Origin of the sequence: Streptomyces sp. NBC_00597 (assembly GCF_041431095.1) — a bacterium.
Lineage (GTDB): Bacteria > Actinomycetota > Actinomycetes > Streptomycetales > Streptomycetaceae > Streptomyces.
Genome location: NZ_CP107757.1, coordinates 1,837,057 through 1,862,085 on the forward strand (window position 1 = coordinate 1,837,057; position 25,029 = coordinate 1,862,085).

A 25,029-nucleotide genomic window follows, 5' to 3' on the forward strand; every position below is an offset into this window, starting at 1 on the left:
GGTCTCCGGGGCCGCGCCCCGACCGGGCGTCAGCTGCCGAACGCCGCCTGCGTGGCCGGGCCGTACACCCCCGGCTGGTCGCCCTTGATGTCGCGGTCGCGCTGGAGTTGCGCGACCCCCCGCTTGGTCTGGCTGTCGTACACGCCGGTGACCGAGACGTACGTGAACCCCTGCCCCTGGAGCCTCTGCTGGAGGGCGCTCACCTCCGGCCCGCGGTCTCCCATCCGCAGCGTCCCGGAAGACGCCGACGGCGGCCCGGCCGACGCGCTGGGCGGGGGCGTCGGCTTGGGACTCGCTGCAGGGGACGGCCCGGCCGAGGACGCCGGTGCGGCCGCCGGGAGCGCGGAGGCCCGTACGGACCGTTCGGGCGAGGGCTCGTCGCCGTCGGACCCGGCACCGGGGCGCGCCGGAAGCACCGGAACAGACAGATCCGGCCGGACCACGGCCCGGTCGGGCCGCGGGTCGGGGCCGCTCAGCAGCCACACCAGCGAACCGGCCGCCCCGAGCGCGAGCAGGGCGAGGACCGCCAGCGGGAGCCGGCCGCCGCGGTCCCGCCGGGCGGCGCGGGCACCGTTCGCGGCGGCCCCGCCGGCGGCGACGGCGAAACTCGTGACACCTGCTCCGCCTGCGCCGCCCCCGGCGTCCAACGGCTCCGCGCCGGGAGCGCGCCCGGGGTCGGCGTGCCGGCCCCCGGGCGCGCCGAAGGGGTCGGAGACGGGTCCGGCGTCCGGCCAAGCAGGTGCCGTCGACCGGATCGGCGGCCCGGAGGGGGCGACGTAGGGGCGTACGAGCAGGCGGTCGTCGGGGACGCCGGCGCTCTCATCGGAGTGGTGGGACACGGTTGTCTCCCTGCGGGGATGGGGACCGGCGCGGCGGTGCGGTGCCGGCCCCCACCCGGCCGGTCAGGCCCTCCGCTGCCGCGCGACCGGGACCGCGCCCGTCACGGCGCCCGGTACGAGGGCACCTGCGGTGGTCATGGGGCCAAGCGAAGAGCGGACCGATATGAACATATGAGATGTCTCCGAAGTGCAGCTCATGAGGTGGTTCTTGAGTGCTTGATCGGGCGCACTCTTGCCTCCCGGGATGGCCCGGGTCAAGCCGGGTGTCCGAACTGCCCGATCCATCCGGTCTACTGGTCGGCCGCGGTAGCCCTCGGCATCCGGACCGTGACGGTGAGGGTGACCGTGACCGCCGCCAGGAGCATCAGCGCGGCCCCCGTGAGCGGGGCCGCCGGGGCCCCGATCCCGTCGACCGCGAACCCGCCCGCCAATGCACCCGCCGCGATGGCCAGGTTGAACATGGCCACCATCAGCGAGGTGGCGGCTTCGGCGGCGGTCGGCGCCGCCTTGATCATCCAGCCCTGGACGCTCACGGACACACCCCCGTACGCGAGCCCCCAGGCGAGCAGCAGCGCGGTCCCGGCGACCGCGCCCGGCAGGGTCGCGATCAGCCCGAGGACCACGGTCAGGGCGGTGCTGATCACGAGGACCGCCCGGTAGGCATCGCGCGCGCCGGCCAGGAAGTTCCCCACGACGCCGGCCACCCCGTAACCGAGGAGCAGGGTACTCACGTACGCCGCGTCGATGCCGGACACGTCCTGCAGGACGGGCCGTACGAACGTGTAGGCCGCGAACTGACCGGTGACCACCAGGAAGGTGACGACCACCCCGGCCCGGACCCCCCGGTTCCCGCTCAGCAGGGCGGGGAGTGCACGGAAGGTGACCTCCCGGGTCGGCGGCAGCGGGGGCAGCAGCAGGATCAGCGCGGCCAGCGCGAGGAGGCCGAGGACCCCGACCGCACCGAAGGCGACCCGCCACCCGGCGAGTTCGCCGAGCAGCGTGCCGGCGGGAACGCCGAGCACCGAGGCGGTGGGGACGCCGCCGAAGACGAGCGCGGTGGCCCGGCCCACGTCCCGCTGCGGAACGAGCCGTACGGCGAGCCCGCCCGCCAGCGCCCAGAAGCCGCCGACGCCGACCCCGACGAGCAGGCGCGCGGCCAGCAGCACGGCGAAGCCCGGGGCGAGGGCGGCGGCCAGGTTGGCGGCCGCCGTCAGGGCGATCAGCGCGCACAGGACGAGGCGCCGGTCGAGCCGGCCGGCGCCGACGGTGACGAGCGGGGCGCAGAGGCCGGCGACGAGCCCGGGCACGGTCACCATCAGCCCGGCGGCGCCGTCGGAGACCCTGAAGGCGTCCCCGACGGGGGTGAGCAGGCCGACGGGCAGCAGTTCGGAAGTGATCAGGCAGAAGATCGCGAGCGCGACGGCCAGGACGGCCGCCCAGCCCTTCCAGGGCGCGCGCTGCGGGGTGGTCGGGGATGCGTCGGGAAGCGCCGCGGGGTCGCCGGGCGCGTCGGCTGCGGTCATGGATCGGTACTCCGTACGGTCCGTCGGGATGCGAAGGCGGGGCAGCGCGGGGTACCGGGGGGCGCGCCACCCCCGGCGTTCGCACTGTCGTTCCCGTCCTCCGGCAGACTACGGAAAATCCAGGTCCCGGCAATCGTTTTCGGCAGCCGGGGGCCCGAGGAGGCCCCGAGGACCAGCGAAGACCCCCGGCCCGAGCCCGGCTGCGGGCCGGGTTCCGGCCCGGACCCGGGGCCGCGTCACCCGGACGCGTGAGCGCGGGGACCCGGCCGGCCGTCCGGTACGGCATGGTGGTCGGATGCAGTTACGCCGGGCCCTGCCCCTGTCCCTCCTCGTGCTGCTCGCGAGCAGCGGCTGCGTCTCCACGGGCCCGGAAGGCGCCCCGGCCCCGTCGCGCGGCAGCTCGGTGCCCGCGAACGCCCAGGACGCGCAGGACACGCAGGACACGCAGCAGCACACCGGGGGCCCGGGGAGCATGCCGGACCCGGGGGACACGCACGTTGCCCCGGGTGCGCGGGGCGCATCCGGGGCGCCCGGTGCGCCGCCCTCGGCCGCCGCCCCCGGCCAGCCGCCCGCTCCCCCGGCCCCGAACACCCCGGCGCGGCTCCCCGCCGGCTCCGTCCGGCCGCCCGCCGCGCGCAGCATGAAACCGCCGGTGGCGCCCCACCGGGCGCGCCCGGCCAATCCCGTGCCGCCGCGCACGGCCCGGCAGCCGGCCCCGCCGGCCCGGCCCGACGAGCCGTGCCCGGCGGCCGAGGGTTCCGTACCGCCGTCCATCGTGGACCTGTGCATCCGGCAGTATGGGCGCTGACCAGCGGATACCGCTCAGGACTTGACCCTCCCACCGTGTCAGGGCCTGCACTGGAAGGCGTCATGTACACCATCGGAGACTTCGCCAAGCACGGCCGGGTATCGGTCCGCATGCTGCGCCACTACGACGCCATCGGACTGCTGCGCCCGGCACGTGTCGACCCGACCAGCAGCTACCGCTACTACGAGGCCGAACAGCTCGCCCGCCTCAACCGTGTCATCGCGCTCAAAGAGCTCGGCTTCAGCCTGGACCAGGTGGGGTCGATCCTCGACGAACGGCTGGACGCGGACGAGTTGCGCGGCATGCTGCGGCTGCGCCGGGCGGAGCTGGAGTCGGCCATGGCCGCGGCGGCGGCCCGGCTGAACCAGGTCGAGGCGAGGCTGCGGACCATCGAGAGCGAGGGATCCATGTCCACCGTCGACATCGTCGTGAAAAGCCTTCCGCCCGTCCGGCTCGTCGAACTGACCGGGGTCGCGGGGAGCTATGAGCCGCAGGACATCGGGCCGGTCATCGGCCCGCTCTACGACGAGCTCTGCCGCCGGATCGAGGCCGCCGGGGTGGTTGCGACCGGCCCGGGGATCGCGTACTACGAGGACGCGCCGGGGGCCGAGGCCGGGGCCGTTCTCGTCCACGCCGGGCTGCCGGTGGGGGCCTCGGTGCGCGCCGAGGACCTCGGGGGCACGGTCCGGGTGGTGGAGCTGCCCGGGGTCGAACGGGCCGCGACCGTGGTGCACCGGGGTTCGATGGACGGCGTCCTGCCGACCGCCCAGGCGCTGGCGCGGTGGATCGACGCGAACGGCCACCGCTCGGCGGGGTACGCGCGCGAGCTGACCCTGGCCTGCCCGCAGGACCGTGACCAGTGGGTCACGGAACTGCAGGAACCTCTCGCGCCCGCCGGCTAGACCTCGGCCGTCACTGGCCCACCCTTCCGTCGACGCACTCGCGCAGCAGGTCGGCGTGTCCGCAGTGGCGGGCGTACTCGTCGATCCGGTGCACCATCAGCTCCCGGATCGCGATCCGCTCCTTGCCCGCCCGTTCACCCAGGTCCGCGTGGCCGGCCAGGGCGGCGTCGGTCGCCGCCTGCTCGCGTTCCAGATCGGCGTACGCGGAGTCGACCACGGCCTGGTCGGCGACGGCTCCGGCGAAGTCGGCGTCCTTCTCGCCGTACAGCTTCGGCAGCGGGTCGCCGTCGGTGATCCAGTTGCGCCAGTCGCGTTCCACCTCGGCGATGTGGCGGAGCAGGCCGAGCAGCGACATCGTCGACGGCGGCACCGACCGCCGGGCCAGCTGCTCCGGGTCGAGGCCCTCGCACTTCATCCGCAAGGTGATGCGGTAGTTCGTCAGGAAGTCCAGCAGGGTGGCGAGCTCGCCGTCCGGGCTGTCCTCGTTGTTGCGGGGGTCGTCGGCCGGGTCGGCCCACATGTCGGGGTACACGGTTGCCTGGGTCCATCGCGCGGGTTGATCGCTCATGCGTTGCATGGTGTGCCGCGATCGCCCCGGTCCGCCACCGAGTTCTCGTCAGGACGCGGGGCGGCGGCGGGCGCGGACCGAGGCACAGCGGCGGGCCGTGTGCAGACGCGCGGTGCGCAGCCGTCGCACCGTGTCGTGGCCGCGCCGCCGCCACTCGGCCCGGGGCAGGCCCGCCCGCTGGCCGCCGCCGGTGATGAGGGCGTTGACGGGGGTGTGCGGGTCGGTGGCCATGCCCTTGGCCACCAGGACCCCGACCACGAGCGGAACCAGGGCCACGGCCAGGGCGGAGCCGGCGGTGGTCACGTGCTGCATGCGGCGCGGGCGGTGCGCGGTGCGGGCGGCGGCCTCGGAGGTCATGCCCCTCATTCGATCAGCGGCGCGCCAGCGGGGAATCGGGACGGATACTCAGGTCGTTGGGTGTGAGGTACTCAGACCGAGGGTGGGTGGTGGCGGTGACGGCTCCGGGGCAGGGCTTCGAGCCCGCGACCGGGGACGGACCACAGCGGCCCGCCACGGCGGCGCGGGCGGCCGAGGTCCGGACGGCGTACGAGGGGCTGTTGCAGATCCGCCGCCTGGTGAACGGCCGGGCGGGCACGGCGGTTCCCGCCCCGTGGGAGCTGCGGCAGATGCCGCGCGCGGTGGCCCTCGTACTGGAGGCGGCGGGCCTCACCCCGTCGGCGCTCGACCCGGAGGGCCGGCGTACGCGGACGGGGTACCGGGTGACGCCCGGCCCGTCGGAGGAGGGACGGGTCGAGGTGACCTGGGTCGGCCCGCCGGGCGGCGGCGCGGCCGAGGCGGAGCACGAACGCCTCAAGGCCTGCGCGTCCGCACTGGAACCCCTGGGCTGGGGCTGCCTCCTCTACCGGGGGCCGCGCCACCGCCGCTTCCTGGAGGTGGAACCTCCCGCCTGAGCCGCGGCACCGCGCCGACCGACCACGCAGGGCGCTACCCGAAACCCGCCCCGAACAGGCACACTCACCCGATGAGCATGCGTACCGTCCGTGCCGGGGAGATCGCCACCGGCCGGCTTGAGCTGTTGCCGTTGCGGGCCGAGTACGCCGTGGAGATGGCCCGGGTGCTGGGCGATCCCGTGCTGCACGAGTTCATCGGTGGTGCCCCGCTCGGGGCCGATGCGTTGCGGGAGCGGTACGCACGGCTGGCGGCCGGGGCTCCCGACCCGGAGGTCGTGTGGTGCAACTGGGTACTGCGGCTGCGCGGGGAGGGGCGGCTGGTGGGGACCGTGCAGGCCACCGTCACCCCCGCTTCGGACACGGCCGAGCTGGCCTGGGTGGTCGGGACGCCGTGGCAGGGCCGGGGGTTCGCCACCGAGGCGGCTCGGGCCGTCACGGCGTGGCTGGCGGAGCTGCCCGTGGGCCGGCTGCTCGCGCACGTGCACCCGGAACACCACGCCTCGGCGGCGGTCGCCGCGGCCTGCGGTTTCGCTCCCACCCCGCACCGCGAGGACGGCGAGGTCCGCTGGGAGTACCGCCCCTGACGGTCCGTGGCGCTCATTGGACTTTCCGCTGAGGGAGTCCAACGGCCATGGTTCGGACAGCACATTGCGTGCGGGGCACCGAAAGATTTGGATCTACCAAGGTCAGGACGGTGACACTGGGGGGGTAACACATGGGATCCATGCTCGACGGCTGTACGCCCTGGCCCGAGGCGTTCGTCGACCGCTACTGGGCCGCCGGCCACTGGCGCGGCAACACGCTGGACAACCTGCTGCGCGACCGGGCCCTCGCGTACGGGCCGCGGACCGCGCTCGTCCACGGTGCCACCCGCCTCACGTACGCGGCGCTGAACCGGCGTGTGGACCGCATGGCCGCCGGGTTCCGGCTGCTCGCCCTGCGGCCCGGGCAGCGGGTCGTCGTCCAGCTGCCGAACGTGCCCGAGTTCGTCACCGTCGTGTTCGCACTGATGCGCGTCGGCGTGGTCCCCGTGCTCTGCCCGCTCTCGCACCGCGCGGCGCAGGTGTCCCACCTCGCACGGGTCACCGAGGCCCGTGGCTACGTCGGTCCTTCCACCCACCAGGGCTTCGACCACACGGCGATGGCCGCCGGCATCGCGGCCGGCGGGCCCTTCCTGCGGCGGGTGTTCACCCTGGAGGCGCCGGGTGCCCCGTCCCCGTACGGCGGCTTCACGACGGACCCGGCGGGCTGCCACTACTTCCCGCTGGGCTCCATCGACGCCCCGCCCGCGCCGGCGCTCGCGCAGAGCGCCGACCAGGTCGCGTTCTTCCTGCTGTCCGAAGGTGGCGCGGCAGCGCCGCGGTTGGTTCCGCGCACCCACAACGACTACGCCTACCAGGCCCGGGCCGCCGCCGAGCTGGTGTCGCTGACCGAGGACGACGTGTACCTCGCCGCGCTGCCCGCAGCGTCCGGCTTCGCCTTCGGCTGCCCCGGCATCATCGGCACCCTCTCCGTCGGCGCCACCGTCGTCCTGGCCGACGGACCGGGGCCCGCCGAGTGCCTCCCGGTCATCGAACGGGAGCGGATCACCGTCACTTCGGTGGAGCCCGCCACCGCCCGGCTCTGGCTCGACGCACTTCCCACGGTCGGCGCCGACGTGAGCAGTCTGCGGCTCCTCCAGGTCGGCGGCGCTCCCCTGCCGCGGGCGACCGCCGAACGGGTCGGCCCCGAACTGGGCTGTCGTCTGCAGCAGGTCTTCGGCCGGGCCGAGGGGCCGGTCACGCTCACGCGCCCGGCCGATCCGGACGAGACGGTGCTCGCCACGCAGGGCCGCCCGCTCTCGCCCGACGACGAGATCCGCATCGTCGACGCCCGCGGCGAGGACGTGCCCGAGGGCGAACCCGGCGAACTCCTCGCCCGCGGCCCCTACACCGTGCGCGGTTACTACCGGGCGCCCGAGGAGAACGCCCGTTCGTTCACCACCGGCGGCTGGTTGCGCACCGGCGACCTCGCGCGGCGCACCCCGGACGGCGACCTGGTGGTGACCGGTCGTGTCGACGAAGTCCCGCGGCGTGCCGGGCACGGTGATCCGTCCGGTACGTGACGGGCGACGGTCGCTTCAGCCGTACCGCTCGGCCAGTGCGGCGACGGTGTCGGCGAGGGCCTGGCGGAGCTCGGGCGGGCCGATCACCTCGGCCTCGGTCCCGAGCCGGAGCAGGTCGCCGACCGCCACGGCCGGCGATTCGACATCGAGGTCGACGCGGATCCAGCCGTCCGGGTCCGCGGGGCCGGCCGGTACGGCTCCGGCGAGGGCGCGTGCGCCGGCCGCGCCGAACTGCATCGGTAGCAGCCGGCGGCCGCGCGGGGACAGCAGGAGCCGGGCCGTCTGCTGCCGGCACGCCTCCTCCATCCGGCGGGCGGACTGCGCCCAGTACGCGGCGAGTTCGAAGCCGTCGGGGCGTTCGAAGCCCTCCTCGGCGGTGTCCACCGCGAGGAACCGCGAGACCCGGTAGCTGCGTACGCGCTCGTCGGTGGCCCGGGCCGCCAGGTACCAGATGCCGCCCTTGAGGACGAGGCCGAGGGGGTGAAGGGGGCGCCCGGCCCGCTCCTCGCCGTTCCAGCGGCGGTAGTGGGTGAGCAGTACGCGCTGGTCCCAGACCGCCTGGGCGATCCGTGCGAGGTGCGGGACGGGGTCGGCGTCGCGGAACCAGGCCGGGGCGTCCAGGTGGAAGCGGTCCTGGAGGCGGCGGGCCCGTTCGGCGAGGGCGGCGGGCAGCGCGGCCTGGAGCTTGAGCTGGGCGGCGGCCAGATCGGCTCCGAGGCCCAGCTCCTGCGCGGGGCCCGGCGCACCGGCGAGGAAGAGCGAGCCCGCCTGGGCGTCGGTGAGGCCGGTGAGCCGGGTGCGGTAGCCGTCCATGAGCCGGTAGCCGCCGGCGGGGCCGCGGTCGGCGTGGACGGGGACGCCGGAGGCGCCGAGGGCTTCGATGTCGCGGTAGACGGTGCGGATCGACACCTCCAGTTCGGCGGCCAGTTCGGGTGCGGTCATCCGGCCGCGGTTCTGCAGCAGGAGGAGCAGGGAGAGGAGCCGGTCGGCGCGCATGGGGACATTGTCCGGGATACCTGACAGAGGGTGTCAGGTATCCCGGACAGGCTGTTCTCGCGCCGCGGGACCGAGCCCGCCGGCCGTGACACAGGAGGTCCGCCATGTCCGCCCGCACCACCAGCCCCTCTCTTCCCGGCAGCTCCGCCCGTACCACCGGCCGTTTCACGTTCGCCGACTGGCAGGAACAGTCGGTCGGTCCGGCCGACTCCCTGCCTCGCCTCGCCCGCTCGACGGTCGTCAACTCCTTCGCGGGCGGGATCGAGGCCCGGGCGACCAACGCCGGGTACACCTTCACGTACACCGGGGAGGGCGTCGGGTCCTACACCGGTATGGAGCTGCTGTCGGGCGCCGTCGACGGCCGCGAGGGGACGTTCGTCCTGGAGCAGCGGGGCACGTTCGACGCCTCGGGCACCCGGTGCGCGTTCGAGGTGGTCCCCGGTTCGGCGACGGGCGAGCTGGCCGGCCTGTCGGGCTCCGGCGCGTTCACGTACCGCAAGGGCGACACGTCCGTCGCGTACGAGTTCACGTACACGATCGCCTAGGCGGCGGGGCCGTTCCACGAAAGGGGGCGCGGACCTCAACGGCCCGCACCCCCTTTCGCGTTCGCCCGCCGGCCCCGGCGCTTACGGCGCGCCGAAGGTCAGCGTGAGCTGCGGCGTTCCTTCGTTCGCCGGGGCTTCGGAGGACCACAGCCACAGCGCGTCCGTACCCGGGCTGGTCAGCGCCAGGCCGTAGCTCGTGCCGAGCGCGCCCGCGAGGGCGGCCGTGTTCAGCCCGGTGGTGTGCACCGCCGAGCCGTCCGGGACGCCGGCGAAACTGCCGAGTGCCACAGTGCTGGTGGCGGGGCGGCTGTTGTACGTGGTCCCGGCCTCGGTCCAGGTGCCGGTGACGGGGACCACCGAGACGGTGTCCGCCGTACCGGCTCCGCTCATCGTGCTGGTCTTCACGCTGAGGGCCGCGGACTTCAGTACGGTGCCCGCGGGTGCGGCGGGCAGGTTGAAGCGCAGGTAGCTCGTGTACAGCGAGGTGCCGCGTACGGCGAGCGAGGACGAGGTGCCGTAATTGCCGTCCGGGGCACCCGCATTGGCGTACGTGTCCTCGGCGGCCGGTACCTGCACGACCGAGTCGGCGGGGGCCGAGGCCAGGGCGTAGTGGTTCTGCACCTGCGCCGTGCTCAGGACGGTCGGGTAGACGGCGGTCTCGTCGAGCTGGCCCGCCCAGAACTCGCTGGTCGGGCGGTCGGGCCAGCCGCCGAGGCTGTCGCCGCCGGCATGCCAGTAGCCGGCGTAGTTCTCGTGCGTGGTGACGGCGAGGGTCCCCTTCTGGGCGCCGTCCACGTAGAGGACCATGCCGCCCGGTCCCTGGGTGGCGACGACGTGGTGCCACTGGTCGTCGTTGTACGCGGTGCCGGTGGTGATGGTGCGGGTGGCGCCGGTGTAGACGCCGTAGACGAGCCGCCCGTCATTGGTCATGTAGATGTGCTTGTCGTACTGATTGCTGCCACGGACCTGGTTGCTGCCGAAGCCGAAGAGCTTGCCGCCCCGGGTGGTGTTCGTCTTGAACCAGGTCTCGATGGTGTAGCTGCTGCCGATGCTCTGGCGCAGATCGCCGTAGACCCGGGTGTCCGTGCCGTTGAAGCCGATCGCCGTGCTCGCGCCCGTGACCGCGCCGGGAGTCTGGCGCAGGGCCGGGGCGTTCAGGTGCACGCCGTTCTGGTTCCCGCCGCCGGAGGAGTCGGCGACGTTCGGCAGGGCCGACTCGTCGTAGCGCCAGAACAGCTGGGCACCGTCCGTGCGGACCTGGTTCGGGTACGCGTCGACCGAGGTCGGGACCGTCACGCTCGCGGTCGCCGACAGGGCGCTGGTGTTGCCGGCCCCGTCGGTGGCCGTCACCCGGTACGTGTACGACTGGCCGGCGGTGACGGTGGTGTCGGTCCAGGAAGCCTGCGGGCGCTTGAAGAACAGCGAGTCGGCCGTGACGGTGGCGATCGGGGTCGCCGCGCCGTTGCGGTAGACCCGGTACGTCAGGGCGCTGTCGTCCAGATCGAGGCTGGTGCGCCAGCGCACCTGCACCTCGCCCGGCTTGAAGCTCGCCGCGCTCGCGACGGGGACGGTGGGCGCACCCGTGTCGCCGGTGGACGCGAACCGCGTCAGGCTCTGCTGCGCGGAGCCGTTGACGGTGGTGAACTCGCCGCCGACCCACAGGTACTGGACGCCGCCCTTGGAACCCACCGTCATCACCCGCGGGCCGATGCCCTCGCCGATGCCGTCGTTGGTGTCGGGGGCCCAACCCAGCTTGCCGACGCTGGTGGTCGGCTGCGCGAGCAGGTGGTGGCGCTGCCCGTCCGGGTACTCGCCCACACTGGAGCAGTCGTGTGCGTGCGAGGCGCTGTACAGCACGTTCTGGTACGGGAGCACGGCCTGCGTGGCACCGAGGCAGGTGTCGCGCCAGCGCTGGTTGAAGTCGCTCAGGTTGAGCGCGATCCGACCGTCGAAGACGCCGCCGCCGGTGCCTTCGTTGCCGGTGTAGAACCCCGTCGCGTCGGTCGCGATGTCCTTGACGACGGAGTTGGTCTCGATGAAGCCGGGGTAGCTCTTGGTGAGCGCGCCACTGGTGGAGTCGACGACGGCCAACGCGTGCGTGTTCGTGCCGTTGAGGGTGAAGAAGTCCCCGCCGAGAACGACGTTGGCCCCGTCGGGGGTGACCTCGACGGCGCGGCCCGGCTCGTCGGCGTCGGCCCGGAAGGGCCGCAGCGCGCCGTTCGCCGCGTCGACGGCGGCGAACCGTTCGCGCTGCTGACCGGCGACGGTGAGGAAGTCGCCCCCCGCGTAGACGGTGTCGTTCGTGACGGCCAGGGCGCGCACCGTGGCCGCGAAGGCCGGGCGGAAGGAGGTCTTGACCGTGCAGGTCGCCACGTCGATGGCGGCGAGGCTGGAGACCGCGGTGCCGTTGACGGCGCCGAAGTAGCCGCCCGCGTACAGGGTCTTCTTGTCCGGGGAGAAGGTGAGGGCGCGGACGGTGGCGGTGCCTCCGCCGACCGTGAAGGAGAGGTTGCAGGACGTCGGGGCGCCGGTCGCGGCGTCGAGCGCGGCGAAGTTCACCGCCTCCTGCTCCGTGCCGCCGGCGCCGTCGGGCGGCCGTACGGCGGAGAAGGTGCCACCGACGAACACCGTCCCGCCCGCCTCGGCGAGGGCCCAGACGACGCCGTTGGGCTGCCAGGACGGCAGCGCGTCGGCGGTGAAGACCACGGGCGCGGTGATGGCCGCCGCCTGCGGGACGAGGCCGAGGCCCATCGCCGCGCCGGTTCCGGCCAGGGACAGGGCGAGAGCGGCCGCCGGCCCTCGGGTTCTACGCATGAGCCCCCCAGTTCGGTGTCACTGTGCGTGGGTGGCCGAAAACAGACGTACAGCCGTTCGCGACCGTGCCTACGGGCGCACCCTAAGCCCGATTGCGGACCCACTCACCCCACTTGGCGCATCGGATGCCAAATTCTGCGGAGCCGGGGGCGCATATCCTTCCCGCCATGATCACTTCCACTGAACCGATCGAACTCGTCATATTCGACTGTGACGGGGTGCTCGTCGACACCGAGCGGATCGCGGCCCGGGTGAACGTCGCCCTGGGTTCGCAGCTCGGTTGGCCACTCACCGAGGAAGAGGTGATCCGCCTGTTCATCGGCCGTTCCAGCGCCTCGAACCGGGAGCTGGTCGCCGGCCGGCTCGGCGCGGAGGCGGCCCGGGAGTGGGAGGAGCGCTTCGTACGGATGCACGCGGAGGCGGTGGACGCCGGGGTCACCGCGGTCGACGGCCTGCCCGAGGCACTCGACGCGATCACCCTGCCGACCTGCGTCGCCTCCAGCGGAACCCACGAGAAGATGCGGCACACCCTGGGCCGCACCGGCCTGTACGAGCGGTTCGCGGGCCGCATCCACAGCGCCACCGAGGTCGAGCGCGGCAAGCCCGCACCGGACCTCTTCCTGTACGCCGCGTCCCGCATGGGCGTGGCCCCTTCGGCCTGCGTGGTGGTCGAGGACAGCCGCCCGGGCGTCGAGGCGGCCCGCGCGGCGGGCATGCGCTCCTTCGGCTACGCGGGCGGCCTGACGCCGGCCGCACGACTCGCCGGGCCGGGCACGGTCCTCTTCACCGACATGCGCGAACTCCCGGGACTGCTCGGCGAGGCCGTTGTCAGTGGCGGTCGCTAACGTCGTGGAGGACTGATCGAAGCACCGATCCACGGGGGAGACATGACGTACGCACGAGCGGCGGCGATGACGGCCGCGGCCTTGGCCACGGCAGTGGCGCTGGTCGGGGGCGGGGGTACCGCGCAGGCGGCCGACGGCGGGGAGCTGATGCCGTACCCGGGACCGGACGCGGTGGTGTGGATCTCCGAGCACACCGGGTCGGGCGGCCTGGTGAGCAGCGGCCTCAACGCACATCTGGGCACCGAGATCACGGTCGCCTGCGAGGGCGGCGGGAGCGTCGAGGTGGGCTTCACCTCCGACGCCACCGCGGGGTCCGCGCCCGTCACGTTCACGCTGGACTGCCCGGCCGGTGCGGCGGCACACAGGACCGTGCAGCTCGGGGAGGGGCTGTCCGGGTCGTTCGGCGTCCAGGTGGCCGCGTCGGACCCGGGCATACGGTGGGGCCTCGCCGTGCTCCAGCCCGAGTAGCCGCTTCGGCGGAGCGCCCGCCCCCGGGGATACCCGGCCGCAGGGCCGGGCGCTCCAGGGGCGGGCGCCCACCTGCGGGTCAGGCAGCCGGCAGGGGGCGGCACAGCAGCGCCGCCGGGCCCGGGCGGGAGGCCACCCGGGTGGTGAAGGCGATGCCCGCCGCGTACTCGGTGGGCAGGCACTGGCCCTTGTAGTCGCCGTACGCGAACTCGCCGCCGGGGGCGCCGGACGGCCGGTTGTCGCCGCGGTCGAACCAGAGCGTTCGGCCGCCCCCGGGCAGGGCCGTCCGGGCCGGCGCGCACAGGGCCGCCGAAACCCGCTCGCCCCGCAGGCTGTATCCGATCAGGAACTGGCCCGCCGGGCACTGGAACTTCGTGTAGCCGGTGGCCCAGTCGCCGCCCGCCGGGACGTACGCCTCGTCGCGGACCACGGTGTGCCCGCCCGTCGGGGCCCGCAGGTCGGAGGTGGTGCACAGGCCGCGCCCGCCGGTGTGGCCGAGTCCGGCCAGGCGTGCGCCGTCGGGGCAGACCGCCTTGCGGGCCCCACTGTCCCAGTCCCCGCCGGCCCGTGTGCGCAACGAGGCGTTGTGGTCGCGGTGGTCGGTGGTCAGCTGGTACCAGGAGGTGGTGGCGGGGACCTGGCCGGTGCGCCCGGCGGTGGCGGAGAGCGCCGTCCACGGTTGCGTACGCCAGTCGGCCCCGTCGAGCACGCCGGAGCGCCGGCCGGCCGCGTCGTAGCGCAGCAGTGCCCAGGTGTCGCCGCCCGGGGCTCCCTGCGCTGTGGTGCTCCAGCCGACGAGCGGCCAGTACGCGAAGTCCGCGTCGACGGCGCTCAGATAGCCGGTCAGGTTCTGGAACCAGGTGCGCGGCGCGGCGCCGCTCTCGTCGGCGCCGATGCCGAACTCGCTGACCCAGACCGGTGCGGTGAAGTGGGCGCCGCTCTCAGCGGAGACGTAGAAGGCCTGGTCGTAGAGGGTCTGTTCGAGCTCGGACCGGCTCATGTCCTGGTAGCGGAGGTCATGGGTCTCGCCCAGGCCGGTCGCGCCACTGTGCCGGGGGCCGGTGTACCCGTAGAAGTGGGCCGAATACACGAGCTTGTTGGAGACGACGAGGGTGTGGGACAGGGTGCGGACGGGGGCGAGGGTGGGGCGGCCGTGCGGGAAGCCGTCCACGGGGATCCCGGTCCAGTTGATGCCTTCCACCACGATCAGCAGGTTCGGGTTGGCCTCGGCGAGGATCCGGTCGCCGGCCTCCTGGGCGGCCGCCTGCCAGTCGTGGCCGTCGCCCAGGCCCCAGTTGGGGTCGTCGAAGGTGTCGCGGCGGACCTCGTTGTAGAGGTCGGCCCCGACCACGCGCGGGTTGTCGCGGTAGCGGCGGGCCAGGAACACCCAGTCGTCAGCCCACTGGGCGGTGGACCGACCGCTGTTCCAGCGCTCGTTGCCGTCGAGTCCGCAGCACCAGCGGGTGGTGACGGTGTGGTTGTTGAGGATGACGGCGAAGCCGGCGTCCGTGAGCGCGGCGACGACGGCGTCGTAGACCTGGAGCGGCGTACGGCCGCGCAGTGCCGGATTGGCTGCGACGGCCGCGTCGGGGACGGGGGCGGTGGTGCGGAGCATCTCGTTCGAGAAGGGCAGCCGGATGCTGTTGAGGCCGAGGGCCCGGAAGTCGGCCAGCAGGGTGGGCAGTGGCGCCCGGTCCAGGCCGATCGGGATGCCGGAGGAGTTCTGGCCCGCGTGGTGGGTGGCGGGGTCGTTGCGGTCGCCGCTGCCGTTCCAGGAACCCTGGGCGCCGTCCCAGTTCCCGGACCGGAGGCGGAAGCGGTTGCCCTGCGCGTCGACGATGTAGCGGCCGCGCGTGGACAGCGGCGGGGTCCACTCCTCGGCCGCGGAAGCGGTCTGCGCAGCCGCGGCGGGCGCCTGCGCGGCCACCGCCGGCAGCGCTCCCACCAGCAGTACGAGTGCGCCGAACAGCGCGCGGACGAGGCTCTTCATATTGCTCCTGCCGAGGTCGGGCCGTCCGGGGCGGTCGGGCAACGGACGGATGCCGCGGACAAGTTACCGGCCGGTCGCCGGCTAGGGAACCCACCGATCCGCCGACTTTCCGGCCGGTGCCCGGGCCCTCGCGCGCGGTCACCCTGACGAAACCGCCCCGCGCGGGGCCGACAGCGCCTACCGTGCCCTGAGGGTCCGGGAACGCACGGGAGGGTGGGGCGGATGGACGACGAAGAGGACATGCGGCTGGCGAGGATGACTCCGGAGATCTCCCGCCGCACCCTCACCATGCTCCGCGGTCTCGCCGGGCTGGAACCGCCGGAGCAGGTGCCCGAGGACGCGATGATCGTCGCCGACGCGATCCTGGCCGAGCACGGCACCGACGGGCTGCGCGTCCTGGTGATGACCCTGGCGGCCTGGGCCACGGCACAGATCGAGAACGTCGCCGAGCTGAGCCGGCGCAGCCACGAGGCGGTCCTCGACGCGATGGAGCTGGCCTGTCTGGAGGCGAACGCCGAGGACTGACCCCGTCCGCGGACTTCGGGGAGTCGCCACCGGGGCCCGGGGCCGCCGTGTGCGCGGCCGCCCGCGGGGTACTCGAACCACCGGGTGCCGCGGCGTGCCCGGATCCGTCCGGGTCGGCGACACTGGGGGTAACGGGGGGCCCTGATCGGAGGCCGTCGTGAGCACACCTTCCCCCATCCGCATCTCCGCCGTCCTGTCCGCCGAACACCGCGGACGGCTCATGTCCCAGGCCCGCGAGGTCAACTTCCCCGAGGGCGCGAGGATCTTCGAGGAAGGCGCGCGCGCCCGGAGCTTCTGGATCGTGCGCTCCGGCACGGTGACGCTCCAGGTCCCGCTGCCCGGCCGCCGGCCCGCCCCCGTCGAGAACCTCGGCCCCGGTGAACTGGTCGGCTGGTCCTGGCTCTTCCCGCCGTACACCTGGCAGCTGAGCGCCGAGGCGATGACCCCGGTGCGCTCGTACGAGTTCGACGCGACCGCCGTACGCATGCTGATGGACGCCGACCCCGCCTTCGGCTCCGCCATCGGGAACTGGGTCGGGCGGGTGCTCGCCCTGCGCCTCCAGCAGACCCGCACCCGGCTGATCGACCTCTACGCCCCCCGCATCGCGGCGGCCCGTTAGGCGGCCGGAACGACCCCGGGGCGGGCCCGCACCCGCCCCGGGGAATGTTTCAGCGCGTGTGTTCGGCCGATTCGCCGATCCGCTCCCCCACAGGTCAGCCCCCCTGCCACCGCTGCGGTCTGCATACATTCGCTCACGATCGGTGACGAGAAATGACGGTACGAACGGGCGTTCACGGTCCGTGTCGGCAAGACTCCTGTCCGCTATCCGAAACAACCACTCAAGGGAGTTCGAAATGCGGTCCATCGCAAAGGGTCTCGGCCTCGGTTCCGCCGCCATGGCGCTCACCGCCCTCACGGCCCTGGCCTGGCCCGGAGCTGCCGACGCCGCACCGTCCGGTGCGGAGAGCCTGTACGCGCCGTCCGCCCTCGTGCTGAGCATCACGGCCGGGGAGGACGCAGCGCACGGCACGGTGCTGCGCGCGGTGACGCTCGTGTGCGCGCCGACCCCGGGCGGGACGCACCCGTCCCCGGCCGCCGCGTGTGCCGAACTGCGGGCCCACTCGGCACAGTTGGACGCGGTCGCCGCACCCGGCGCGGGCGTCGACTGTACCCGGGAGTGGAACCCGATGACGGTGTCCGCGGACGGCGTGTGGAAGGGCCGGCGGCTGAGCTATTCGTACACCTTCGGCAACCCCTGCGGCTTGCGGCACACCAGCGGCGCGCTGTTCGGCTTCTGACCCGGCACGACGCGACCGGCCGGGCGGCGTCGTGCGACCGCCGCCCGGCTTCCCGCCGCACGTTCCGCGCTCCGGCAGCCCGTCGGGCGAGCAGCTCGCGAGCCGGCCGGCCCGTCGGCCCGTCAGCCCAGTTCGAGGCTGGTCACCCCGTACAGCCCGGCCAGCTCGACCTCCGGGGCGGGGCCCGTGTACATCCGGGCGGCCTCGAACGAGGGCACCAGCCCCAAGCCTGCCAGCAGGGCGGTGGCCGTCGGATTGGCGTCGGGCACGTCCACGGCGACCGCCCCGTCGGGGGTGTGCTCCGCGAGCCGGTGCAGCAGGGCGGCCGCGACGCCCGGGGTGGAGGCGTACAGCGGGCCGATCCGGGAGGCCCCGCTGCACGGGCGGATCACCCCGAGGCCCTCGATCCGCCCGTCGCGAACGGCAGCGAGGGCGGTGCGGCCGGGCAGCGCGGTCCAGGCCGACAAGAAGGCGTCGCGCGACTCGGGGAAGAACCGTCGGTCGTAGGCGGCGAGCAGCACGAACGGCAGCGACGCGGCGTCGACCACCTCGAACCCGCCCTCGCCCGCTCCGGCGCCGGCTCCGGCGCCCGGGCCCGTGCCGTTCGCCCGCAGTACGCCCTCGTACCGGACGTTGTTCCAGGCCGAACGGAACCCGGACTTGCGGTAGTTGTCCTGCTGGTCGACCACCCCGTCCAGGCCGACGAGCCGCCCTCGAAGTCGCTCCATCGCAGCGTGCCACAGCCGGATCCCGTAGCCCTGGCCGCGGACGGCGGGACGGGCGATGTAGAAGCCGATGAAGCCGAAGGCGGACCCGTACCGCACGGCCGAGACGCAGGCCACCGGTTCGCCGTCGATCCGGCCGACGAGGAAGCCGGCCGGATCGGCGACCGCGAACGCGAAGCGGTCGGAGTCCCCCGGGTTCCATCCTTCCTCGTCGGCCCAGGTACGGATGAGTTCCATGTCGGCGGCGCTCGCGCCGGTGATCTCGAATCCCGTCATGTCCGGTGTTGTACCAGACGGCGTACGGGCGGTCAGCCCGCGCAGATCACGTCATCGATCTTGATCGGCCGGGAGTCGAGGCGCACGTACGCGGTGAACGTGTCCGTGCGGTCGTACCCCCAGCGGGTGGTGACGGTGGCCCAGCCGACACCGGCCGCCTGGTGGACGGTGACAGTACCGATGGCGATGTCTTCGGGTTCGTTCTGGGTGCAGAGCAGGACGTCGGACTCCGGGCTGTGCCGCTGCTTGTCCTTGAGCTGCTGCGAGATGCGCTGAGCACGGTCGCGCGCGGAGGGGCCGTGATGGCCGTAGAACGAGCTGAGGAAGGTGCTGATCTCGGCGGCGTCGTGCCGGTGGCGGGCGACGACCGGGGTGGAGTCGGCGACGGCGGGGGTCGGGGCCGGCAGCGCGAGCAGGGTCAGCAGCAGGGCACCGAGGCTGTACGGCATGATCTTCATGCCGGATGTGTAACCGTCGGGCGTCTGCGCGGGCAGGGGTCGGCCGCGGATCTCACTCCTGTGGGGGGCCGGATTCACCGCACGAGACGCGGAGTCGGTCCCCGCGGTGCCTCCCCGGCCCCCCGCCACCGGAAATCCGCTCGCGGGTCCCGGCCGGCCGTACATAGGGTCGGGGCATGGGGAAGCTTCTTGTCGCAGTGTTCAGCGGGGCCGGGATGTCCACCGATTCCGGGATCCCGGACTACCGGGGACCACAGGGGTTGTGGCGCCGCGATCCCGAGGCCGAGAAGCTCGTGACGTACGAGTACTACATGGCGGACCCGGAGATCCGGCGCCGCTCCTGGCTGATGCGCGCCGAGATCGGTGCGCTCGCGGCGCAGCCGAATGCCGCGCATCTGGCCGTGGCGGAACTGGAGCGCGGCGGCACCCCGGTCCGGGTGATCACCCAGAACGTGGACGGTCTGCACCAACTCGCCGGGATGCCGCCGCGCAAGGTGTTCGAGCTGCACGGGACCGCCCGGGCGGTGGTGTGCACGGCCTGTCACGCCCGGTCCGCGATGGACGAGGCGCTGGCCCGGGTCGCCGCGGGCGAGCCCGACCCCTCCTGTACGGCATGCGGCGGGATCCTCAAGTCGGCGACCGTGATGTTCGGCGAGCGCCTCGACCCGGAGGTGTTGCGGCAGGCCGTGGCCGTGGCCAAGGGCGCCCACGTGTTCATCGCGGTCGGGACGACGCTCCAGGTGCAGCCCGCCGCCTCGCTGGCCGCAAGGGCCGCCGAGGCGGGGGCCCGCCTGATCATCGTGAACGCGGAGGAGACCCCGTACGACTCCCTCGCCGACGAGGTGATCCGCGAGCCGATCGGAACCGCCCTCCCGGCCCTGCTGACCCGCATCGCGGCGCTCGACCGGGCCTAGCCCGCGTCGGCTCGCGTCGGCTCGCGTCGGCTCGCGTCGGCTCGCGTCGGCTCGGCCCGGGCCGGGGGCCGGGCCGGCCTAAGCTGTATTGCCCTGTGAGGTTGGGGACGCGGCTGGCGGGTGGTTTGCCTGCGAGCGCGGTGTGTCCGCGGTGGTGATTGTAGGTGTGCAGCCACTGCGGGAACGCTGCCCGGCGTTCGGCTTCTGACTGGTAGGGGCGTGCGTAGGCCCACTCGTCCAGGAGGGTGCGGTTGAGGCGTTCGACCTTGCCGTTGGTCTGCGGGCGGTAGGGCCGGGTTCGCTTGTGGGTGATCCCGGCCGCCGCCAGCAGGTCGCGCCAGGCGTGGGACTTGTAGCAGGAGCCGTTGTCGGTCAGGACGCGTTCGACGGTGATCCCGCAGGCGGTGAAGTAGGCCTGGGCCCGGGTCCAGAAGGCGGTGGCGGTTTCCTTCTTCTCGTCGGCCAGGATCTCGCTGTAGGCGAGGCGGGAGTGGTCGTCGACGGCAGTGTGGATGTAGCTGTAGCCGGCGCCGGACTTCCTCTTGCGGCCCGCCGGGCGGCCGAGGGCCTTGTGGCCGCCGCCGTCGGGGATGTTGCCGAGCTTCTTGATGTCGACGTGGACCAGTTCACCGGGCTTGTCGCGTTCGTAGCGGCGTATGACGCGGCCGGTGGCCCGGTCCAGGTGGGACAGGCGGGCCAGGTGGTAGCGGGTCAGGACGCGGTGGACGGTCGAGGGCACCAGTCCCAGGAGATGTGCGATGCGGGCCGGTCCCCACCTGCGAAGGAGGCGGATCTTGATGATCCGGCGTTCGGTGCGGGACGGTGTCCGGCGCGGGCTGTGGCGCGGGCGCGAGGACCGGTCACCCAAGCCGGCTTCACCGTGCGCGCGGTAGCGGTCGGCCCACCGCTGGGCGGTCGTCGGTGAGACTTGGAAACGCTCGGCGGCACGCCGATACGGCCAGCCGTCCTCGACCACGCAGCGGGCCAGACGCAGCCGTCCGGTCTCGGTCAGAGGTGCATTACGGTGGGGCATGAGGGCCTTCTGTCGTTCGGTGGAGATGTCGCAATCCACACCGAACCCGGAAGGCCCTCACCCGTTCAAGAGACCTCAGCCGAGACCTCCATCACCCGTCCACAACCTCCCGGGGCAATACACCTAGCCCGCGTCGGCCGCCCTGCGCATTTCCGCGACGTCCAGCTTCTTCATCGTCATCATGGCGGCGGTGGCCCGGCTGGCCCGCTGCGGGTCCGGGTCAGAGATCAGGTCGATGGCGCCGGGCGGGATGACCTGCCAGGACACCCCGAACTTGTCCTTGACCCAGCCGCAGGCGGACTCCTCGCCGCCGTCCTTCGTCAGGGCGTCGTAGTAGTAGTCCGCCTCCGGCTCGTCGGCACAGTGGATCTGGAAGGAGATCGCCTCGGTGAAGGGGAACTGCGGACCGCCGTTGAGGCCGATGAACTTCTGACCGTTGATCTCGAACTCGACGACCATCACTTCGCCGGCCGGGCCGGGCCCCGCCTCGTTGTAGCGGCCGATCCGCCCGATCTTCCCGTCCTTGAAGACGGACAGGTAGTAGTCGGCGGCGGCTTCCGCATCGCCGTCGAACCACAGGCACGTGGTGAATCCGTTGCTGCTGCTCATGACTGCTGCCTCCAGGCGGGTGCGTGGTCGAGTGCGTGCGGTGGGCACCGTCTCGCTCCCATACAGACCGGCCCCGGGCCCGAAATTCATCGGTGGGCCCGGGGCCGTTCCGTAAGGCGTCCTGAATGCACTCCGACGGCTTACACCGCGGGCTTGGCCGCCATGCCGAGCATCCGGTCGACGACGCGCTCGGCGGCCCCGCCGTCGTCCAGGTCGCAGAACTCGGCGCGGAAGGCGGCGCGGGCCTCCTTGTACTGCTCCCCGACCGCGTCCGCGCCCCGCACGGCCTCGATCAGGCTCGCCGAGTCGGCCAGCAGCGGGCCGGGCGCCTTCGCCTCCAGGTCGAAGTTGAAGCCGCGCAGCGTGGTCCGGTAGTGCTCCAGGTCGTAGGTGAAGAGCAGGATCGGCCGGTCCGTGAGCGCGAAGTCGAACAGCGCCGAGGAGTAGTCCGAGATCAGCACGTCGGCGACGAGCAGCAGGTCCGTCGCGTCGGGCCAGCGGGACACGTCGACGACGAAGCCGTCGCGCACGTCGTCGCGGACCTGCTCGGTCACGTGGTGGTGACCGCGCACCAGCAGGACGTGGTCCTCGCCGAGCTCGCGCCGCGCCGCGTCCAGGTCGATCTGGAGGTCGAGCTTGTAGCCGCCCGACCAGCCCTCTCGGTTCTCGCGCCAGGTCGGCATGTAGAGGACGACCTTCTTGCCCTCGGGCAGGCCGAGCCGGCGGCGGACCTCCGTGATCCGCTGCGCGTCGGGCTTGACGAGCGCGTCCGTGCGCGGGCTGCCGGACTCGATGACCTCGCCCTGGTAGCCGAGGGCACGCTTGAGGAGCGGCGTCGCGTACGAGCTCGGGGAGGCGAGCAGCGACCACTGGGCGCTGTCGTGCTCCAGCCCCTCAAGGATCTCGGGGCTCGTGTAGTAGTCGTGGATGAAGTCGTGACCGATCTCCTTGATCGGCGTTCCGTGCCAGGTCTGGACGACGATCTGGCCGGCGCGGCGCTGGAAGCGCTGCGGCACGTTGTCGTTCACGACGTAGTAGCGGGCGCGGGCCAGGACGTCCCAGGCCTCGACGCTGTCGTACTGGACGGCGCGGGCGGTCGCGGGGACCTCGACGCGGCCGTCCTGGACGAGCCAGACGTGGTCCAGCTTCTCGCCGCGCCGCACCAGCTCCTCGTGGATGGCGCGCGGCGAGTCGCCGGCGCCGTTCCCCTGGTGGGTGTCGTAGACGACGATGTCCTTGACCGGCAGGGCGCGCTGCGCCGGGTAGGTCTCGAACCGGGTGACGCGCTGGGCGTACCGGGAACGGTCGTGCGGGCTGAGCAGCGGGTCGGCGACGAGCACCATGCGGTCGTAGAAGCGGGCCTCGACCCGCATCCGGCGTCCCAGCACGGTGATGGCGTGCGGTCCGGCGTGCAGGGCGGTGGGCGCGAACTGCACCGGGGCGCCGCGGTCGACACCGAGCAGGCCCGCGGTGGTACCGCCCTGGGCGAGCGGGCGCAGCGTGGGCCACCAGCGGCCCTTGGGCAGCGTGGTGCGGCCGGCGTAGGCCTCGGGGAGGACGGGCTCGAAGGTGGACTCGAAGCGGTCGCCGTCCCGGGTGACGGGGTAGCTGAACTCGGTGCCGTGCGCGTCGTGCAGGACGAGCTCGTACGGCTCGTCGGTGGGCGCGACGAACCGGCCCTTCAGGGTGAGGGTTCCGTCCTGGCTCTCGACCGAGTCGACCAGCGGCGGCGAGGGCTGCACGGAGAGGGTCAGGTGTCCGGTGTTGCCGCGCTTGGCGAAGAGGGCGCGGCCGGTGTCCCCGCCGGTCAGGGGCACGACGAGGCCGGCGAAGCCGCCGCGTTCGTCGTGCGCGAGGCGGTGCTCGGAGCCGTCGGTGCCGATGACGGTCAGGCTCCACGGCTCGGGGGTCCACTCGCCCGGCTCGCACGCGGCGTCCGGTACGGCGGCCAACTCGGCCAGCGGTACGCGCACGGTGAACGGGAGCCGCCCGCCGCCGACGGCGGCGTCGGTCTCGATCGGGAAGGTGAGGACGGTGCCGGTGGAGACGTGCTCGGCGCGCAGGCTCGCGCCGGCGCCGATCTCGGCGGACAGCTCGCCGGCCACCTCGACGGCGTCGTCGCCGAGCGGGCGGACGTCGAGGGCGCGGGCCCGGACGGTTTCGACCTGGATGGTGAGGGCGCCGGTGGAGTTCGGGACGATGCGGACGTCCGGGGCGACCCAGTGGGCGGGCGGGTTCTGTCCGCTGTCGGACTCGCCGCCCTTGAGGCGGGCGCGGTGCAGGCCGCCGGCGCCGGTGACGGCGACGGAAGTGGTCCATATGCCGTCGTTCCACTTGCCGCCCGACTGGAAGACGGTGGGGTCGACGACGGCGGTGAAGCCGGCCCAGTCGGCGTGCCTCAGCGCGAGGTGCGCGGCGTTGACGGTGGCCATCGGGGAGGCGACCGTACGGGTGCTGACGACGGTGCGGCGGCGCTTGCCGCCCTCGCGGAAGACGAGCATCTTGCGCGAACCCAGACGGCTCTCGGCGCCGAGGTGGCCGGGCAGGGCGTAGCCGCGGAGCAGCAGCTTGCCGTCGCTCCAGACGGCCTGCTCAAGGCGGCTGACGACGCGGCGCTCGCGCGGGCCGAGGGCGAGGATCTTGGCGGGGACCGGCGGGCGGCCGTGCAGGAACGGGTAGTCGGCCTGCGGGCGGGCCAGTCCCTTGACGGGGACGCTGTACGAGTAGTCGCGCTGGTGGTCCGTGAGGGCGATGAAGTCCTCGACGCGGCCTTCGCGGGCCAGGTACGCCTTGAGGCGGTCGGCGACGGTCAGGTCGGACCAGGGGCCGGTGCCGATCTCGCGGACGAGGCCGCCGACCTCCTTGACGAAGGCGGCGCGGAAGTCGGCACCGCCTTCACCGACGTACTTGTAGATGAGCGGGAGCTCCTCGCTCAGCACGTTGTAGTCGTAGTCGCGCAGGTAGCGGACGTACTTGGCGCCCTCCTTGGCCTTGAGCGACTCGCGCACCAGGCGGACGGAGGTCACGCGGTCGATCAGGGAGACCGGGTCGGTGGAGCGCTGGGTGATCGAGCGCTCGCCGGTCTCGCGGACGCGCCAGTGGTAGACGCAGTCGCTGATGATGTCGACGCTGGAGGCGAAGTAGTGCGCGGGGATGCTGACGGGGGCGTCCTCGTAGAGGATGCCCTCCGGGTACTGGAACCCGTGCTCGTCCCAGAAGGTGCGCCGGTAGACCTTGTTCCACGCGGTGCGGTCGGTGACCAGCGCAGGGAACTTGGAGATGTGGGTCTTCAGCTGGGTCTTGGCGAAGGCGGCCCGGTGTCCCCAGGACTGCTGCATGCCGACGGAGCGGAAGCGCTTCACGTTGCCGCCGGCGAAGTCCGAGCCGGTCTCGTCGAGGGCGGCGATCAGACGCTCGTAGGCGTAGTCCGGCATCGTGTCGTCGCTGTCGACGAAGGCCAGGTACTCACTGTCCTTGGAGGCGTGGCGGGCGCCCACGTTGCGGGCGGCTCCGAGTCCGGCGTTCTCCTGCATGACGACCCGGAAACGCTTGTCCCGCGCGGCGAATGCCTTCGCGAGGACGGCGCTGGTGTCGGTGGACCCGTCGTCCACGAGGATGCACTCGAAGTCGTCGAACGTCTGGGCGGCAATGGACTCCAGGCACTCGTCGAGATAGAGCTCGACGTTGTAGACGGGGACGACGATGCTCAGGCGCGGGGGCATGGGTGGCGGGTTCTCCAGCGTTTCAAGCTATTTCGATGATCAGGTGATGAGAGCATCCTACTCGGTAACGGGATGATAAAGTCGCCCCATCCTGGACATAAGGCCCTTGCATCCCAGGGCGGACGGCAAAGAATTCAGCCGCCCGCCACCTCGGCG

Annotated in this window: 23 protein-coding genes and 1 pseudogene; 12 read left to right on the forward strand and 12 right to left on the reverse strand. The window is 73.1% G+C overall.

All coding sequences use genetic code 11. From position 1 onward, the window contains the following. Positions 1-29 precede the first annotated feature (29 nt). Positions 30-839, reverse strand: a complete 810-nt coding sequence (locus OG974_RS07905) for a peptidoglycan-binding domain-containing protein (RefSeq protein ID WP_328761771.1) — start codon at positions 837-839, stop codon at positions 30-32. Positions 840-1,129: 290 nt separating this feature from the next. Further along, positions 1,130-2,362 carry an MFS transporter gene (locus OG974_RS07910; RefSeq protein WP_328761772.1) on the reverse strand — a complete coding sequence of 411 codons (1,233 nt, stop codon included), beginning with the start codon at positions 2,360-2,362 and terminating at the stop codon, positions 1,130-1,132. A gap of 295 nt (positions 2,363-2,657) precedes the next feature. Here OG974_RS07910 and OG974_RS07915 point away from each other — a divergent pair, with 295 nt between their 5' ends. Next, the gene (locus OG974_RS07915) at positions 2,658-3,170 is read left to right on the forward strand and encodes a hypothetical protein (protein WP_371645945.1); all 513 of its coding nucleotides are present in this window, start codon (positions 2,658-2,660) and stop codon (positions 3,168-3,170) included. Positions 3,171-3,232: 62 nt separating this feature from the next. Further along, positions 3,233-4,072, forward strand: coding sequence for a MerR family transcriptional regulator (locus OG974_RS07920; RefSeq protein WP_327281946.1), 840 nt, complete (start codon positions 3,233-3,235; stop codon positions 4,070-4,072). Between the two features lie 10 nt (positions 4,073-4,082). Here OG974_RS07920 and OG974_RS07925 read toward each other — a convergent pair whose 3' ends face one another. Both OG974_RS07925 and OG974_RS07930 read right to left on the reverse strand, forming a co-directional pair. Next, positions 4,083-4,649 (reverse strand): DinB family protein, encoded by a 567-nt coding sequence (locus OG974_RS07925; RefSeq protein ID WP_327281947.1) that lies wholly within the window; start codon positions 4,647-4,649, stop codon positions 4,083-4,085. 39 nt (positions 4,650-4,688) lie between these two features. Further along, positions 4,689-4,997, reverse strand: coding sequence for a hypothetical protein (locus OG974_RS07930; RefSeq protein ID WP_371645946.1), 309 nt, complete (start codon positions 4,995-4,997; stop codon positions 4,689-4,691). Between the two features lie 62 nt (positions 4,998-5,059). Here OG974_RS07930 and OG974_RS07935 point away from each other — a divergent pair, with 62 nt between their 5' ends. From OG974_RS07935 to OG974_RS07945, 3 genes are all read left to right on the forward strand, one after another. After that, positions 5,060-5,551: a hypothetical protein gene (locus OG974_RS07935; RefSeq protein ID WP_371645948.1), complete on the forward strand. Its 492-nt coding sequence runs from the start codon at positions 5,060-5,062 to the stop codon at positions 5,549-5,551. 77 nt (positions 5,552-5,628) lie between these two features. Then, complete coding sequence (locus OG974_RS07940) at positions 5,629-6,135, forward strand: GNAT family N-acetyltransferase (protein ID WP_329316309.1); 507 nt, start codon at positions 5,629-5,631, stop codon at positions 6,133-6,135. A 131-nt stretch (positions 6,136-6,266) separates the two neighbouring features. Beyond that, positions 6,267-7,655 carry a (2,3-dihydroxybenzoyl)adenylate synthase gene (locus tag OG974_RS07945; protein WP_371645950.1) on the forward strand — a complete coding sequence of 463 codons (1,389 nt, stop codon included), beginning with the start codon at positions 6,267-6,269 and terminating at the stop codon, positions 7,653-7,655. A gap of 15 nt (positions 7,656-7,670) precedes the next feature. Here OG974_RS07945 and OG974_RS07950 read toward each other — a convergent pair whose 3' ends face one another. Beyond that, the gene (locus tag OG974_RS07950; RefSeq protein WP_327281951.1) at positions 7,671-8,651 is read right to left on the reverse strand and encodes a transcriptional regulator; all 981 of its coding nucleotides are present in this window, start codon (positions 8,649-8,651) and stop codon (positions 7,671-7,673) included. A 104-nt stretch (positions 8,652-8,755) separates the two neighbouring features. On the opposite strand from OG974_RS07950, the gene OG974_RS07955 reads away from it, so the two are divergent. Then, complete coding sequence (locus OG974_RS07955; protein ID WP_327281952.1) at positions 8,756-9,196, forward strand: DUF3224 domain-containing protein; 441 nt, start codon at positions 8,756-8,758, stop codon at positions 9,194-9,196. Positions 9,197-9,277: 81 nt separating this feature from the next. On the opposite strand, the gene OG974_RS07960 is transcribed toward OG974_RS07955, so the two are convergent. Continuing rightward, positions 9,278-12,010: a DNRLRE domain-containing protein gene (locus OG974_RS07960; RefSeq protein ID WP_371645953.1), complete on the reverse strand. Its 2,733-nt coding sequence runs from the start codon at positions 12,008-12,010 to the stop codon at positions 9,278-9,280. 167 nt (positions 12,011-12,177) lie between these two features. On the opposite strand from OG974_RS07960, the gene OG974_RS07965 reads away from it, so the two are divergent. Further along, on the forward strand, positions 12,178-12,855 hold the full coding sequence (locus OG974_RS07965; RefSeq protein WP_327281954.1) for an HAD family hydrolase: 678 nt from the start codon (positions 12,178-12,180) through the stop codon (positions 12,853-12,855). 42 nt (positions 12,856-12,897) lie between these two features. After that, positions 12,898-13,323: a hypothetical protein gene (locus OG974_RS07970; RefSeq protein ID WP_328761784.1), complete on the forward strand. Its 426-nt coding sequence runs from the start codon at positions 12,898-12,900 to the stop codon at positions 13,321-13,323. A gap of 79 nt (positions 13,324-13,402) precedes the next feature. Here OG974_RS07970 and OG974_RS07975 read toward each other — a convergent pair whose 3' ends face one another. Continuing rightward, positions 13,403-15,313, reverse strand: coding sequence for a cellulase family glycosylhydrolase (locus OG974_RS07975; RefSeq protein WP_327281957.1), 1,911 nt, complete (start codon positions 15,311-15,313; stop codon positions 13,403-13,405). A 222-nt stretch (positions 15,314-15,535) separates the two neighbouring features. Here OG974_RS07975 and OG974_RS07980 point away from each other — a divergent pair, with 222 nt between their 5' ends. From OG974_RS07980 to OG974_RS07990, 3 genes are all read left to right on the forward strand, one after another. Then, positions 15,536-15,838, forward strand: a complete 303-nt coding sequence (locus OG974_RS07980; protein ID WP_327281958.1) for a hypothetical protein — start codon at positions 15,536-15,538, stop codon at positions 15,836-15,838. Between the two features lie 157 nt (positions 15,839-15,995). Beyond that, the gene (locus OG974_RS07985; RefSeq protein ID WP_371645955.1) at positions 15,996-16,457 is read left to right on the forward strand and encodes a cyclic nucleotide-binding domain-containing protein; all 462 of its coding nucleotides are present in this window, start codon (positions 15,996-15,998) and stop codon (positions 16,455-16,457) included. A 235-nt stretch (positions 16,458-16,692) separates the two neighbouring features. Then, positions 16,693-17,136, forward strand: coding sequence for a subtilase-type protease inhibitor (locus tag OG974_RS07990; RefSeq protein ID WP_327281960.1), 444 nt, complete (start codon positions 16,693-16,695; stop codon positions 17,134-17,136). 122 nt (positions 17,137-17,258) lie between these two features. Here the strand turns inward: OG974_RS07990 and OG974_RS07995 are convergent, their stop codons facing one another. Further along, positions 17,259-18,137: a GNAT family N-acetyltransferase gene (locus OG974_RS07995; protein ID WP_371645957.1), complete on the reverse strand. Its 879-nt coding sequence runs from the start codon at positions 18,135-18,137 to the stop codon at positions 17,259-17,261. A 32-nt stretch (positions 18,138-18,169) separates the two neighbouring features. After that, on the reverse strand, positions 18,170-18,595 hold the full coding sequence (locus tag OG974_RS08000; RefSeq protein ID WP_371645959.1) for a hypothetical protein: 426 nt from the start codon (positions 18,593-18,595) through the stop codon (positions 18,170-18,172). A 176-nt stretch (positions 18,596-18,771) separates the two neighbouring features. On the opposite strand from OG974_RS08000, the gene OG974_RS08005 reads away from it, so the two are divergent. Continuing rightward, positions 18,772-19,509 carry an NAD-dependent deacetylase gene (locus tag OG974_RS08005; RefSeq protein ID WP_371645961.1) on the forward strand — a complete coding sequence of 246 codons (738 nt, stop codon included), beginning with the start codon at positions 18,772-18,774 and terminating at the stop codon, positions 19,507-19,509. Positions 19,510-19,591: 82 nt separating this feature from the next. On the opposite strand, the pseudogene OG974_RS08010 reads toward OG974_RS08005, so the two are convergent. The 3 genes and pseudogenes from OG974_RS08010 to OG974_RS08020 form a co-directional block, all read right to left on the reverse strand. After that, positions 19,592-20,542: pseudogene (locus OG974_RS08010) on the reverse strand (IS481 family transposase); the annotation flags it as partial. Between the two features lie 123 nt (positions 20,543-20,665). Beyond that, a complete protein-coding gene (locus tag OG974_RS08015) occupies positions 20,666-21,151 on the reverse strand; it encodes a VOC family protein (protein WP_327281965.1) in 486 nt (161 codons plus the stop codon). 140 nt (positions 21,152-21,291) lie between these two features. Then, positions 21,292-24,873, reverse strand: coding sequence for a CDP-glycerol glycerophosphotransferase family protein (locus tag OG974_RS08020; RefSeq protein ID WP_371645963.1), 3,582 nt, complete (start codon positions 24,871-24,873; stop codon positions 21,292-21,294). Positions 24,874-25,029 lie beyond the last annotated feature (156 nt).